This is a genomic window from Stenotrophomonas sp. ASS1, from assembly GCF_004346925.1.
In the GTDB taxonomy this organism is placed as follows: Bacteria; Pseudomonadota; Gammaproteobacteria; order Xanthomonadales; family Xanthomonadaceae; genus Stenotrophomonas; species Stenotrophomonas maltophilia_A.
On the sequence record NZ_CP031167.1, the window covers coordinates 3,724,346 to 3,738,133 of the forward strand.

The following is a 13,788-nucleotide window of genomic DNA, read 5'->3' on the forward strand; positions in this document are numbered from 1 at the left end:
CCCGCTGCGGTAGATCCACGCCATGCGTGGATGCGCGCATCAGTGCCAACCAAGGTTGGCACCTACCAGGGCCAAGACCCGCTGCGGTAAATCCCCGCCATGCGTGGATGCGTGCAACAGTGCCAACCAAGGTTGGCACCTACCAGGGCAGTGGCCGCCGAACCCGGGGCGTTACGTCCCGGATTCGTCCGGCTTGACCCGGAACCACGCCGCGTACAGCGCCGGCAGGAACACCAGGGTCAGCACGGTGCCCACGATCAGGCCCCCCATGATCGAGATTGCCATCGAGCCATAGAACGCACTGCGCGACAGCGGAATCATCGCCAGCACGGCCGCCAGCGCGGTCAGCACAATCGGGCGGAAACGGCGCACGGTCGCATCGATGATCGAATGCCAGCGGTCATGCCCGGCATCGATGTCCTGCTGGATCTGGTCAATCAGGATCACCGAGTTGCGCATGATCATGCCCGCCAGCGCGATCGTGCCCAGCAGCGCCACGAAGCCGAACGGCGCGCGGAACAGCAGCAGGAACAACGTCGCGCCGATGATGCCCAGCGGCGCGGTCACCAGCACCATCGCCGCACGCGAGAAGCTGCGCAGCTGCAGCATCAGCAGCGTGGCCACCACCACCAGGAACAGCGGCATGCCGGCCTTGATCGAGTTCTGGCCACGTGCCGAATCCTCCACGGTACCGCCGGTTTCCAGCAGGTAACCGTTCGGCAGCTCGGCACGGATGCCATCCAGCGTCGGCAGGATCTGATGCACCACGTCCAGTGGCTGCATGCCATCACTGATGTCGGCGCGCACGGTCACCGTCGGCAGGCGGTTGCGGTGCCAGATGATGCCGTCCTCGAAGCCGTACTCCATCGTCGCCACCTGCGACAGCGTGATGCTGCCGCCGTTGGCGGTCGGCATCGACAGGCTGGACAGCAGCTCCAGCTGGTTGCGCTCATCGGCCGGGCCACGCAGCAGCATCTCGATCTGGCGGTTGCCCTCGCGGTACACGCTCACCGACTGCCCGGCCAGCGAGCTGGACAGGAACTGGCTGACCTGGGCACTGCTCACACCCAGCGCGCGCGCACGCTCCTGGTCGATCACCAACCGCACCACCTTGCTCGGCTCGCTCCAGTCCAGGTTGACGTTCATCACGTGCGGGTTTTCACGCACCTTGGCCTCGACCTGCCGTGCGATCGCCTGCACCTTCTCGATGTGCTCGCCGGAAATACGCATCTGCACCGGATAGCCGACTGGTGGGCCGTTCTCCAGGCGGGTGACGCGCATCTGTACGTCCGGGAACTTCGGGATCACCTCATGCAGCAGCCAGTCGCGGGTGCTTTCGCGCGACTTGATGTCCTTGGCCAGCACCACGAACTGGGCGAAGTTGGTGGCCGGCAGCTGCTGGTCCAGCGGCAGGTAGAAGCGCGGCGAACCGGTGCCCACGTAGGACACGTAGTTGGCGATGCCATCGCGGTTGGACAGCAGCTTCTCCAGCTTCTCGGCCTGGGCCTGGGTCGAGCGCAGCGACGCGCCCTCGGCCAGCTCGATGTCCACCATCAGTTCCGGCCGGGTCGAATCCGGGAAGAACTGCTGCGGCACGAAGCGGAACATCATCAGCGAGAACACGAACAGGGCGATGGTCGCGGCGATCACCCACCAGCGGTGGCGCAGGCAGCCATCGAGGAAGCGACGGAAGCTGCGATAGAACGGGCGCTGGTACGGATCATGGTCGTGCCCGTGCTGCGGCGGCGCGATCAGGTTGGCCAGCGCCGGATAGCGGTCGGCCCACTGCTGGCGCTTGGCCAGCCAGCGCGCGGACAGGCTGCCCGGCTTCGGCGGCTGCGGATTGAACAGGTCCGGCAGCATCTTGTCGCCCAGGTACGGGATGAACAGCACCGCCGCGATCCACGACACCACCAGCGCAATGGTCACCACCTGGAACAGCGAGCGGGTGTACTCACCCGTGCTCGATGCCGCCGTGGCGATTGGCAGGAAGCCGGCCGCCGTGATCAGCGTACCGGTCAGCATCGGGAACGCGGTCGACTCCCAGGCGAAACTGGCCGCACGCAGGCGGTCGTAGCCCTGCTCCATCTTGGTGGCCATCATCTCCACCGCGATGATCGCATCGTCCACCAGCAGGCCCAGCGCCAGCACCAGCGCGCCCAGCGAGATCTTGTGCAGGCCGATGTCGAAGTAGTGCATGACGAAGAAGGTCATCGCCAGCACCAGCGGGATGGTCACACCTACCACCAGGCCGGTGCGCAGGCCCAGCGAGAAGAAGCTGACCAGCAACACGATCACTACGGCTTCGGTCAGCACCTGCACGAACTCGCCGACCGACTCTTCCACCGACTGCGGCTGGTCGGACACCTTGCGCAGCTGCATGCCCGCCGGCAGGGTCTTCTGCAGGCGCTCGAACTCGGCATCGAGATTGGCGCCGAGCTTGAGGATGTCACCGCCATCCTTCATCGCCACTGCCAGGCCGATGGCCTCTTCACCCATGAAGCGCATCTTCGGCGACGCCGGATCGGCGAAGCCACGCTTGACCTCGGCGATGTCGCCCAGGTGCACGGTGCGGTCACCGGCGCGGATCGGGAACTGGCGGATCGCTTCGATGTCGTTGAACTGGCCGGTCACGCGCAGCTGCACGCGGTCGGTGGCGGTCTCGAAGAAGCTGGTGCCGGTGACCGCATTCTGGTCGGCCAGCGCCTGCTGTACCTGCTGCATCGACACACCCAGCGTGGCCAGGCGGGTGTTGGACAGCTCGATCCACACCTTCTCGTCCTGCAGGCCGACCAGGTCGATCTTGCCGACATCGGGCACGCGCTGCAGTTCCAGCTGGATGCGGTCGGCGTAGTCGCGCATCACCGCGTAGTCGAAGCCCTTGCCGGTCAACGCATAGATGTTGCCGTAGGTGTCGCCGAACTCATCGTTGAAGAACGGACCGACGATCTCGCGCGGCAGCGTCGCACGGATGTCGCCCACGCGCTTGCGCACCTGGTACCACAGGTCCGGGATCTGCCTGGAACGCAGGCTGTCGCGGGCCATGAAGATGACCTGCGATTCGCCGGGGCGCGAATAGGAGCGGATGAACTCGTACTCGCCGGTGTTCATCAGCGCCTTCTCGATCGGCTCGGTCACCTGCCGCGAGACCTGTTCGGCGGTGGCGCCCGGCCACAGCGTGCGCACCACCATCGCCTTGAAGGTGAATGGTGGATCCTCGGACTGGCCCAGGTGCTTGTACGACCACGCGCCGATCAGCGCGAAGGCCAGCATCGCGAACAGCACCAGGGGTCGGTTGGCCAGCGCCCACTCGGATAGATTGAAGCGGCGCACCGGCTTACTCCTTGGCCTTGGCGGCAGCGGCCGGCGCGGCCGGCTTCAGCACCGGGCGGTTCTGCCGGTCCACGGCGATCACCGGCTGGCCCGCCCGCAGCAGGTGGCCACCGGCGGCAACCACCCAGTCACCCGCGTTCACGCCGGACAGCACCGGCACGGTCTCGCTGCCAAACGCACCGGTGGTGACCGAGGCGGCCTTCAGCGTGCTGTTGGCCGGATCGACCACCCACACGCTGGCGGCACCGTTGGCACCGCGCTGCAGCGCGCCCAGCGGCAGCTGCAGGGTACCGTGGCGACCGGCGCTGCTGTAGACGCGTGCGCTCTGGCCCAGTTCGACATCGGCCAGCGCATCGGCGGCCAGGCTGACGCGGGTGGCATAGGTGCGTGCCTGCGGATCGGCGGCGGCGGCGATCTCGCGGATCGTACCGGGCAGGCGCTGGCCCGGGCGGTTCCACAATTCCACCTCGACCGGCTGGCCGACCGCGTAGTCGCGGATGGTCGCCTCGGGCAGGTCGATCAGCACTTCGCGGCCGCCATCGGCGGCCAGGTTGAAGATGGTCTGGCCGGCGGACACCACCTGCCCGGCTTCGGCCTCGCGGCTGGCGATCACGCCATCGGCCGGCGCGCGCAGCTGTGCGTAGTCGGCCTGGTTGCGCAGCACATCAAGGTTGGCGCGGGCCGCGTTGGCCTGCCCCTGCGCGGCCTTGAAAGCGGCGGATTGCTGGTCCAGCTGCGAACGGCTGACCAGTTGCTGGTCGGCCAGCACCTGGTAGCGCTTGAGGTCATCGCGGGCACGCACCAGATCGGCTTCGGCCGCCGCCAGCTGCGCCTGCGAGGCGCGCGCCTGCAGCGCGAAGTCGGCCACGTCCAGCTCGGCCAGCACGTCGCCCTTCTTCACCCGTTGCCCGGCATCGACGTGGCGCTTGACCAGGTTGCCGCCGACGCGGAACGACAGCGGACTTTCCTGCCGTGCACGCACCGTGCCCGGGAACGCCGCCGGCGCCTGCCCGGCCTGCTCGCCGGGGTGAACCACCAGCACCGGCACGGCCGCCTGCGGCGCCTGTTCCTGTCCCGAACAGGCTGCCAGCGCAGCCATCCACACCATACCGCCCATCCAGCGCACGATCTTCATCGGTCAACGTCCTGAAAACGCAGGGTTGCAACTAAGGGGGGAGCCGCGACTGCCGGCCCAATTTAATAAACCGGCCGGTATAGTATAAATATCGAACCGCTTGGTCTAGTATTGTCGTGATGAGTTCTCACACTTCCCGCAAGCCGTCGGCCAAGCCCGCTGCCAAGGCCGCCGGACCCGGGCGTCCCAAGGACCTCGGCAAGCGCGCGGCGATCCTTGAAGCAGCCAAGGCACTGTTCATCGAACAGGGCTATACCGGCGTGAGCATGGACACCATCGCCGCTCAGGCCGGCGTCTCGAAGCTGACTGTGTACAGCCACTTCGGCGACAAGGAGACCCTGTTCTCCGAGGCCGTGCAGTCAAAATGCATTGAAATGCTGCCTGATGCGCTGTTCGTGGCCGACGCGGACGGCCCCCTGCGCGACCAGCTGATCGGCATCGGCCTGGCCTTCTTCGAGCTGATCACCTCCGACGCAGCGATCTCGATCCAGCGCATGATGATGGCGCCGGAGACCGACGAACGCCTGCGCGAGCTGTTCTGGCAGGCCGGCCCGGAACGTACCTGCGAGGCCCTGGCCGATTTCCTGCGCGCGCGCGGCAAACGCGGCGAGCTGGACATCCCCGACTATTACCTGGCTGGCCAGCAGTTCCTTACCCTGGTCAAGGGCGAAGTGCACATGCATATGATGTGCGGCATGCCACTGTCACCGGTGGAGTGCGACCCTCTTGCCCATGTGACCGCCAGCATCGACTTCTTCCTGCGCGCCTACGCGCCAAGAGGGGCCGGGACGGCCGGATAACCAAAACTGAACGAACCGGAGGTCGCGATGACTTCCGGCACTGCGACCCCGGCCACCCGGCAGCTGATGCTCTGGGCGCGCCGCCGGCCTCCGGCACCGGTAAAATGGCCGGCCCACTGCGCTGGATTTGAACCTCATGACGATTGATTACGCCCACGCCCGCGAACTGATGGTGGAACAGCAGATCCGTCCCTGGGACGTGCTGGACATCAAGGTGCTCGACGTCCTGGCCCGCCTGCCGCGCGAGGCCTTTGTCGCCGATGCACACCGGGCACTGGCCTATGCCGATGTTGAACTCCCGATCGGCCATGGCCAGAAGATGATGAAGCCGGTCATCGAGGGCCGTACCCTGCAGGCACTGGATCTGCAGCCGGGTGACGAAGTGCTGGAAATCGGCACCGGCAGCGGCTTCCTGGCAGCCTGCATCGGCGCGCTGGCGCGCGACGTGCTGAGCCTGGAGATCGACCCGGAACTGGCCGCCGCCGCGCGTGCCCGCCTGGACGCTTCCGGCCTGGGCACCAACGTCCGCGTGGAAGTGGCCGACGCCCTGTCCTGGCAGACCGAACGCCGCTTTGACGTGATCTGTGTCACTGGTGCGGTCGACGTGGTGCCGTCACAGTTCGCCTCGTGGCTGCGTCCGGGTGGTCGCCTGTTCGTGATCCACGGCCGCTCGCCGGCGATGGAGGCCCTGCTGGTCAAGGCCGACGGCAGCAGCGAGTCCCTGTTCGAGACCGATATTGATTACCTGCGTGGTGCCGCCCCGGCCCCCCAGTTCCACCTCTGAGTCCAAGGAAGCCGCAATGATCCGCCGATCCCTCGCTGTTGCGCTGGCCACTGCCCTGCTGCCGTTGTCCGCCCATGCCGCCGACCTGCTGCAGGTCTACGAAATGGCGCGCAATGGCGATCCGCAGCTGTCCGCCGCCGAATCCACCCGGCTGTACGACAAGGAAGGCGCCGTGCAGGCCCGCGCTGCCCTGCTGCCGCAGATCAACGGCCAGGCCACGCTGAACCGCTCGCGCAGCGAGGCGGACCATGACGCCAACTCCGGCACCGTGACCAGCAAGCGCCGCAACTACACGATCGAAGGGAGCCAGACGCTGTTCAACTGGACCCAGATCAACAACCTGCGTTCGCAGCGCGAGCTGAGCAAGGCGGCGGACTTCACCCTCGATTCGGCCAACGACAGCCTGATCGTGCGCACCTCGGCGGCCTACTTCAACGTGCTGGTGGCGATCGAATCGCTGAACGCCGCACAGACCAATGAAGCGGCCGCGAAGAAGCAGTTCGACTTCGCCGACAAGCGCCTGGAAGTGGGCCTGGCGCCGATCACCGACGTGCACGAAGCACGCGCCCAGTACGACCAGGCACGTGCCAACACCATCGTTGCGCAGAACACCCTGGCCGATAACTACCAGGCCCTGACCGAACTGACCGGCCAGCCGGTGGTCAACCTGCGCGGCCTGCCGGCGGACTTCCGCCCGGAAGTGCCGGCCAACCGTGGCAACATCGATGAGCTGGTGCACCAGGCCACCAACCAGAATCCGGCACTGAAGGCACAGGAACTGAAGGTCAGCGCCGCCGAGGCCGGCGTGCAGGCCGCACGTGGTGGCCACTACCCGACCCTGTCGCTGGGCGGCAGCTGGGGCAAGACCGCCACCTGGGGCGACAGCACCGGTGCTGGCTCGTTGTCGCCGGATGCACGCACCAACAGCATCGGGCTGACCCTGAGCGTGCCGATCTTCGCCGGCGGTGCCACCCAGTCCGGCGTGCGCCAGGCACTGGCCCAGCGTGACATCGCCCAGGATGGCTACGAGCAGCAGAAGCGTGCCCTGGACCGCAACACCCGCAATGCCTACCAGACCCTGGTGCAGGGCATCAGCGAAGTGGAAGCGCGCCGCCTGGCGGTGGTCTCGGCGCAGAGCGCGTACGACGCGTCGCAGGTCGGCCTGGAAGTCGGTACCCGAACCGTGCTGGACGTGATCCAGAACCAGCGCATCCTGTTCTCGGCGCAGCTGGACTACGCCCAGGCCCGCTACACCTTCCTGCAGAACCGCCTGCTGCTGAGCCAGTCGCTGGGTGCGCTGGATGTGGCCGAGCTGCAGGACGTGAACCGCCTGCTGACCCAGGACGCGGGCAACCCGGCAACGACCACGCACTGAGTCGTCGCCCTGCCGGCAACGAAGAAGCCACCCGGGAGGGTGGCTTTTTTGTGGGCAGCGCGTACGGCCCCACCCAGACATGGCGCAGATCCGCCGGCCGTCAGCCCGGCCACGCGCCTGCCCGCTCCACTGCGGCCAGCACGCACAGCGCCGCGGCCAGCGGCGCAAGCACCATCGCAGCACCCGGCATCGGCGCGCGCACACGCAGTACTGCCAGGCACAAAGCCGCCATCACCAGCAGGGTTGCCGGACCTGGCAGCACCGGCAATGCATCGACGGGCGTTCCCAACGCCAGCAGCGCCGCCAGCACCACGGTGACCGGTATCAGCCGTGTCCGGAACCCGGGCGCTTCATCCACGGCCACAGGCCAGAGCTGCGCTGCCAGCTGTGTGGCCAACGACAACAGCACCAGCAGCAGTGCTGCCAGCCCAGCCATGCCCGCCAGCGGCAGCAACGGCAGCAGCCACTGCAACTGCAGATGGCCCTGCAATGCCACCGACAACGGCCGCGTACTGGCCAATGCCGGGAACTCGACCAGGCCGGCCTGCAACGCCGCCAGCACGATCAGCAGCAGCATTGCCAGCAGCAGCGCGGCCGCCAGCAGCCCTGGTGACTGCGCACGCACCTGCGGGCCACGCCCAGGAAACCCCAATGCCAGACCCACACTGGCAAACACCGCCAGCAAGGGCACGCTTGCCGCCAGCACCCCGCCGGGTCCGAACCGATAGGGCGCGGTGGCGTCCGGCAGCCACGGGATCCAGTTCGCGTAGTGCACGTGGCGGACCGCCAGCGCCAGCAGCAACAGCCCAACACCGATCTTCACCGTCAACAGCACGCAGACCATCAGCGCGATGCGACGCGGAGGCAGCAACACGAACGCACCCAGCACCAGCAGGCTGGTGACGGCCATCACCGGATCCGGCAATGCGCTGCCGGTTTCAATACCGCGACTGGCAAACACCGCACGCGCGTGGCCCGCCATGGACTGCGCCACGCCGGCGCTGGTCGCCACCAGCTCCAGCAGCAGCACAGCACCCAGCAGGCGCGCGACTGCCGTGCCCCAGGCGGCCCGCAGCGGGCCGTACAGGCCATCGGCTTCCGGCTGCTGCTGGTTCAGCACGTGCAGGCAATACAGCATCGGCGCTGTGCCCAGTGCGGCCAGCAGCAGACTCAGTACGATGGCCGGGCCGGCCTGGGCGGCGGTGTACTGGCCGACCAGGGCGATCACGCTGCCCCCCAGCAACAGGGTCAACGCCACCAACGCGAAGTGATCCATTCCCAGCAGCGCGTGCCGGCCACGGCGGTTGTCGCAGTCCATCGCAAGCCCTCTTGATTCCGCCCAAGCGCGGTCGACAGCAGGCTGGCAGCCTGCGCCAAAGGGCGGTATCAGAATCCGTACCGTGCGCATCGCGATGTGACCACAAACACGTTCGCAGCCACGCATCCGGTCCTGCTGCGACAGGAATCCGGCTGCTAAGCAGAATTGATGCAGTCGATCACGTCAGTCGGTCCACGTAGTGTCCGCCCCGGCGGTGTTGCTGCCCGGCTCAGCTGCGCGGCGGCGGCAGATGTGGCGCGACCAGCGCCAACGTGCGCTGCAGGGCACCACGGCCATTGCTGACCAGCGTGCATCCAGCACGGGCCATGTCCTCGCGCGCCGCTGCGTCGCCCAGCAGGTGCTGCAGCAGATCACCTACCGCCTGCACGTCCTCGCCGATCAGCAAGGCACCGGCCTCACGCATGCGCCGTGAGATCTCGGCGAAGTTGTGCAGGTGCGGACCGGTCACAGCGGCAGTGCCCATCGCCGCCGGTTCCAGCAGATTGTGGCCACCAATCGGCTGCAGGCTGCCGCCGACGAAAGCGACCTGCGCGCAGGCATAGAACGGCATCAGCTCGCCCAGGGTGTCGATGACGAATACATCCGTGCCGGCCTCCGGCCATTGCTTCGCGCGACGGGTCGTCACGTTCCAGCCCTGCTCGCGCGCCAGCGCCTCCACCTTCGGGAAGCGCTCGGGGTGCCGCGGCGCCCACAGCAACAACAGGTCGGGGTGCTGCTGGCGCAGGCGCCGATGCAGGTCGATCACCGCCTGCTCCTCACCATCGTGGGTACTGGCCGCGATCCACACCGGGCGCCCGGCGGGCACGCAGGCGTGGAACTGCTCGACGAAGCCCTGCACATCCGGCGTGGCGATATCGAACTTGAGGTTGCCCAGCGCCTGCACCTGTTCACGCGCAGCACCCAGCTGCACGAAGCGCTCGGCGTCGTCCTGCGACTGCGCGGCCACGCAGGTGACCGTGCGCAGCGCACGGCGGATCAGCGCCGCCAGCACCCGGTAACCGCGCAGCGAACGCGCGGACAGGCGGGCGTTGAGGATGTAGACCGGGATGCGACGGTCGCGGCAGCCGAACAGCATGTTCGGCCACAGCTCGGTTTCCAGGATCAGTGCCAGGCTGGGCTGGAAATGGCCGAGGAAGCGGTTGACGCTGCCCGGTACGTCGTACGGCAGATAGACATGGTCCAGCGCGTCTCCCCACAGCGCGCGCACGCGCTCCGAACCGGTCGGGGTGATGGTGGTGATGACCCAGCGGATGTCCGGACGCTGCTGGCGCAGGGCATTCACCAGCGGCGCGGCGGCATTGACCTCGCCCACCGAGACCGCGTGCAGCCAGACCCGCGGCTGGCCGGTCGGCTGCGGATACGAGGCATAACGCTCGTCCCAGCGCCGGAAGTATTCACGGACCCGGAAACCGCGCCAGACCAGGTGGTACACGGTGATCGGCAGCAGGATGTAGAGCACGGCCGAGTACAGGCCGCGCAGGATCCATTCGACAGGGTCTTTACGCATGCGGCAAGGATACGGGAGCCCCCCGGGAAAGACACGCAGCCGGGTTGGTAGAATGGCGCCATGTCAGATGCCACCACCGCCGTCCGCCCGTCGCTGCGCGATCCCCGCAACTGGCCGATGTTCGCCGCCATGCTCGGCGCCTTCGCCATCGCCCGCCTGCCGTGGATGCTGCAGCGTGCGCTCGGCCGGGGCGTCGGCTGGATCAGCTGGCGCCTGCTCGGCAGCCGCCGTCGCGCCGCCGAGGTCAACCTGCAGCTGTGCTTCCCGGAGAAGGACGAAGCCTGGCGCCAGCGCCTGGTGCGCGACAGCTTCGACGCGCTGGGCGTGGGCGTGCTCGAGTGCATCCGCGCCTGGTGGGGCAGCATCGACCGCATCCGCCCGCAGGTGAAGATCGAAGGCCTCGAGCATCTGCGGCAGATGCAGGCCGAAGGCCGCGGCGTGCTGCTGGTCTCCGGCCACTTCATGACCCTGGAGATGTGCGGCCGCCTGCTGTGCGACTACGTCGATCTTTCAGGCATGTACCGCAAGCACAAGAACCCGGTGTACGAATGGGCGGTGAAGTTTGGCCGCCTGCGTTATGCCAAGGCGATGTTCGCCAACGAGGACATCCGCGCGACCGTGCGCCACCTGAAGAAGGGCGGCTTCCTCTGGTATGCGCCGGATCAGGACATGCGTGGCAAGGACACCGTGTTCGTGCCGTTCTTCGGCCATACCGCATCCACCATTACCGCCACCCACCAGCTGGCGCGGATGACCGGCTGCGCGGTGATTCCGTACTTCCACCGCCGCGAGGGCGGAAAGTACTTCCTGAAGATCGGCGCACCGCTGGAGAATTTCCCCAGCGAGGATGTGGAAGCCGATACCACGCGGGTCAACCAGGCCATCGAAGAGATGGTGCGCGAAGCCCCGGACCAGTACCTGTGGATCCATCGGCGGTTCAAGCGCCAGCCCGGCGGGCGGAGCGATTTCTACAAATAACCGGATGCGGTGGAAGGGCCAGCGTGCTCATGGTAGTCGCCAACCTTGGTTGGCGCCGATGAACCGAGGCCGGTCCCGAAGAGCCAACCAAGGTTGGCAACTACTGCATCGGCGGAGATTCATCCGTTTCGCGGGCCAACAGGCTGCCGGCGAACAACGCGGCCAGCATCACCGTCAGGCCCCCCCAGAACGCGGAATAGAACGCCAGATGGGTATTGAGCGGGAACACGGTGACCGCCAGCGCCAGCATCGCCGGGCGCGCACGCTCACGGGCGGCGGCCGGTGCATATCGCCAGGCCCGCCAGGCCTGGGCCACCGCAGCCAACCACAGCAGAAGGCCGATCACACCGGTTTCCGCCAGGATCTCCAGCACGATCTGATGGGCATGCAACGCCGGGGCATCGCCCCACACCGCCGGTTCGTCGCCAGACACGCAGGCCGGATAGGCATCGCGGAAACCGCGCGCGCCGACCCCGTTGATCGGGTGCTCTTCAATCATGCAGGCCGCGGCGTCCCAGATCCGCGCACGCCCCGACAACGCCTCGTCGACACCGCGTTCGCTCCCCTCCCAGGCCATCGCCGTACGTGCGAAGCGCTCACGCAGCTGCGGCACGCTGGCGGTCAGCACACCCGCTCCGAGGACAGCGACCAGCCCCAGCAGCACCAACCGCTTCCAGCCGAACTGGCGCACGCCGCTGTAGGCCAGCACCAGCGCGAAGGTGATCCACGACGCGCGCGAGCCGGCCAGCAGCAGCACGCAGCCCAGCGCCGCCGCAGCCAGGACCCACCCTGGATTGCCGAAGCGGCGCGCCAGCGGCAGCAACAGGAACGGTGAGAGGCTGGCCAGCACCTGGCCGAACTTCAGGTTGCACGGCCCCAGCGCGCCACTGAGGCGATCGACCCATGCTGCCTCGCTGGCCGGGCACAACGCGTGACCGCTTACTGCAAACTTCAGTTGCTCAAGTGACCAGAACCACGGACTGGTACCCACAACCGCCTGCACCAGTGCATCCAGCGTCCACGCAGCGGTAATCAATGCGAGGCCACCGAAGGTCAGCCGCCGGCGTTCCGGCGTGGCCACGGCGATCGCCACCAGCCACATGAAGGGCAGGTAGCGCAGGCCGGCGGCCGCCTTGGTCCACGACGCCGCCGGATCGATCGCATCGAAGGCGGAGAACGCCTGCGGCAGCCAGTAACCGAGGAACAGGATCGAGGTCAGCGCCCACGCGGCGGGTGTCAGCAGGTGCGGGCGGCGCTGCAGGCGGCGCATGATCATGCGCACCGCGGCATACAGCGCACCAAGACCCAGCACGGTTTCAGCGATGCCCGGCAACGGCCACAGCGCCACATAGGCCAGCACCCACCAGGGCGCCCAGCGCCCGGCGCGCTCGTCACCCGCGATGGGTGCGGCGTCAGCCTGCAAGGTCGGCATAGAGGCGAAGGGTGTCGCGCTGCATGGCCTGCAGGGTAAACGGGATGCGGGTCGGCAAGGACGGCGGCTGCGCCAGCAGGGCCAGCGCACGTTCACCCAGCGCCCGTGCATCGCCCAGCGGCACGGCGCCGGCCGGCTGCAGCTGCTGCAGCAGTTCGCCGACGCCGCCATGGTCCCAGCCCAGTACCGGGCGACCGACCGACAACGCTTCGACCACGGTGCGGCCGAACGCTTCGGGCTTGTCCGAAAGCTGCAGCACCAGATCGCTGGCCGCATAGGCCTGGGCGATGCGCGCGGTCGGCGTGCTGATCTGCACGACGTCGGTCACGCCCAAAGCAGCCGCCTGCCGGCGCAGGTCGGCCACGTAGGCTTCACGGCCGGGTTCATCGGTGCCCAGCATCCACAGCTGTGCCGGCACACCGGCCGCGCGTACATCCGCCAGCAACTGCAGCGCATGAGCATGCCCCTTCAGCCGGGTGCCACGCCCCGGCAGCAGCAGCAGCGGGCCCTCAACCTGCGCCAGCCACGGGTAATCGGCTGCCAGCGCCAGTCGTGGCCGACGGTCGGCGCGGGCCACGCGGGGAAACTGTGCGACATCGACGCCGCGCGGAATCACCTGCAGCCTCGCTTCGGGAACCGTCGGGTAGTGCCGCTGCACGTAGTCGCGCACGGTGTTGGACACGCAGATCACGCGTTCACCGCTGGTCATCATCGCACTGTAGCGGCTGGGCGAGTTCAACCCGTGCACGGTGGTCACCCAATGCGGGCGCTGTGCGGCAGGCATCGCGCGGATCGCGTACAGGCCCAGCCAGGCCGGCAGCCGCGAACGGGCATGCACGATGTCGGCGCCAACTTCAGCGAACAGGCGGCGCAGGGTCGGCAGGTGGCGCAGGGTCAGCAGCGACTTGCGGCCGATATCAAGGGTGAGGTGCTCGGCACCGCTATCGAGCAGCGGCTGCACCAGGCGGCCACCGGCGGAGACCACCAGCGCACGATGGCCGGCAGCGACCAGGGCCGCAGCGATTTCCAGGGTCGAGCGCTCGACACCGCCGGAGTGCAGCGCCGGCAGCAACTGCACCACGGTCAATCGGCGCATCGAAGGGGC

General features: G+C 67.7%; 10 protein-coding genes. 4 read left to right on the top strand and 6 right to left on the bottom strand.

Annotated elements, in window-relative coordinates; genetic code table 11:
- Positions 1 to 171: 171 nt before the first annotated feature.
- Both MG068_RS17265 and MG068_RS17270 read right to left on the bottom strand, forming a co-directional pair.
- Positions 172 to 3,333 (bottom strand): efflux RND transporter permease subunit, encoded by a 3,162-nt coding sequence (locus MG068_RS17265; RefSeq protein WP_132810752.1) that lies wholly within the window; start codon positions 3,331 to 3,333, stop codon positions 172 to 174.
- Between the two features lie 4 nt (positions 3,334 to 3,337).
- Positions 3,338 to 4,468 carry an efflux RND transporter periplasmic adaptor subunit gene (locus MG068_RS17270; RefSeq protein ID WP_132810753.1) on the bottom strand — a complete coding sequence of 377 codons (1,131 nt, stop codon included), beginning with the start codon at positions 4,466 to 4,468 and terminating at the stop codon, positions 3,338 to 3,340.
- A gap of 119 nt (positions 4,469 to 4,587) precedes the next feature.
- Here MG068_RS17270 and MG068_RS17275 point away from each other — a divergent pair, with 119 nt between their 5' ends.
- The 3 genes from MG068_RS17275 (at position 4,588) to MG068_RS17285 (ending at position 7,427) form a co-directional block, all read left to right on the top strand.
- Positions 4,588 to 5,268, top strand: coding sequence for a TetR/AcrR family transcriptional regulator (locus MG068_RS17275; RefSeq protein WP_132810754.1), 681 nt, complete (start codon positions 4,588 to 4,590; stop codon positions 5,266 to 5,268).
- Positions 5,269 to 5,404: 136 nt separating this feature from the next.
- A complete protein-coding gene (locus MG068_RS17280) occupies positions 5,405 to 6,052 on the top strand; it encodes a protein-L-isoaspartate O-methyltransferase family protein (protein WP_049421767.1) in 648 nt (215 codons plus the stop codon).
- Positions 6,053 to 6,068: 16 nt separating this feature from the next.
- Complete coding sequence (locus MG068_RS17285; RefSeq protein WP_132810755.1) at positions 6,069 to 7,427, top strand: TolC family outer membrane protein; 1,359 nt, start codon at positions 6,069 to 6,071, stop codon at positions 7,425 to 7,427.
- Positions 7,428 to 7,527: 100 nt separating this feature from the next.
- Here the strand turns inward: MG068_RS17285 and MG068_RS17290 are convergent, their stop codons facing one another.
- The gene (locus MG068_RS17290) at positions 7,528 to 8,745 is read right to left on the bottom strand and encodes an APC family permease (RefSeq protein ID WP_132810756.1); all 1,218 of its coding nucleotides are present in this window, start codon (positions 8,743 to 8,745) and stop codon (positions 7,528 to 7,530) included.
- A 229-nt stretch (positions 8,746 to 8,974) separates the two neighbouring features.
- Positions 8,975 to 10,273, bottom strand: coding sequence for a lipid IV(A) 3-deoxy-D-manno-octulosonic acid transferase (gene waaA, locus MG068_RS17295; protein WP_049398381.1), 1,299 nt, complete (start codon positions 10,271 to 10,273; stop codon positions 8,975 to 8,977).
- Between the two features lie 60 nt (positions 10,274 to 10,333).
- Here waaA and MG068_RS17300 point away from each other — a divergent pair, with 60 nt between their 5' ends.
- The gene (locus MG068_RS17300; RefSeq protein ID WP_049398382.1) at positions 10,334 to 11,251 is read left to right on the top strand and encodes an LpxL/LpxP family Kdo(2)-lipid IV(A) lauroyl/palmitoleoyl acyltransferase; all 918 of its coding nucleotides are present in this window, start codon (positions 10,334 to 10,336) and stop codon (positions 11,249 to 11,251) included.
- Between the two features lie 100 nt (positions 11,252 to 11,351).
- Here MG068_RS17300 and MG068_RS17305 read toward each other — a convergent pair whose 3' ends face one another.
- Together MG068_RS17305 and MG068_RS17310 are read right to left on the bottom strand one after the other, a co-directional pair.
- On the bottom strand, positions 11,352 to 12,683 hold the full coding sequence (locus MG068_RS17305) for an O-antigen ligase family protein (protein WP_132810757.1): 1,332 nt from the start codon (positions 12,681 to 12,683) through the stop codon (positions 11,352 to 11,354).
- A complete protein-coding gene (locus tag MG068_RS17310; protein ID WP_132810758.1) occupies positions 12,664 to 13,779 on the bottom strand; it encodes a glycosyltransferase in 1,116 nt (371 codons plus the stop codon). The genes MG068_RS17305 and MG068_RS17310 overlap by 20 nt, the downstream gene beginning before the upstream one ends.
- Positions 13,780 to 13,788 lie beyond the last annotated feature (9 nt).

What these genes read in the sequence shown, in the direction of transcription:
- MG068_RS17285 (WP_132810755.1), top strand. Translation starts at nt 6,069, where the DNA reads ATGATCCGCCGATCCCTCGCTGTTGCGCTGGCCACTGCCCTGCTGCCG.
- MG068_RS17280 (WP_049421767.1), top strand. Translation starts at nt 5,405, where the DNA reads ATGACGATTGATTACGCCCACGCCCGCGAACTGATGGTGGAACAGCAG.
- MG068_RS17270 (WP_132810753.1), bottom strand. Translation starts at nt 4,468, where the DNA reads ATGAAGATCGTGCGCTGGATGGGCGGTATGGTGTGGATGGCTGCGCTG.
- MG068_RS17300 (WP_049398382.1), top strand. Translation starts at nt 10,334, where the DNA reads ATGTCAGATGCCACCACCGCCGTCCGCCCGTCGCTGCGCGATCCCCGC.
- MG068_RS17305 (WP_132810757.1), bottom strand. Translation starts at nt 12,683, where the DNA reads ATGCCGACCTTGCAGGCTGACGCCGCACCCATCGCGGGTGACGAGCGC.
- MG068_RS17310 (WP_132810758.1), bottom strand. Translation starts at nt 13,779, where the DNA reads ATGCGCCGATTGACCGTGGTGCAGTTGCTGCCGGCGCTGCACTCCGGC.
- MG068_RS17290 (WP_132810756.1), bottom strand. Translation starts at nt 8,745, where the DNA reads ATGGACTGCGACAACCGCCGTGGCCGGCACGCGCTGCTGGGAATGGAT.
- MG068_RS17275 (WP_132810754.1), top strand. Translation starts at nt 4,588, where the DNA reads ATGAGTTCTCACACTTCCCGCAAGCCGTCGGCCAAGCCCGCTGCCAAG.
- waaA (WP_049398381.1), bottom strand. Translation starts at nt 10,273, where the DNA reads ATGCGTAAAGACCCTGTCGAATGGATCCTGCGCGGCCTGTACTCGGCC.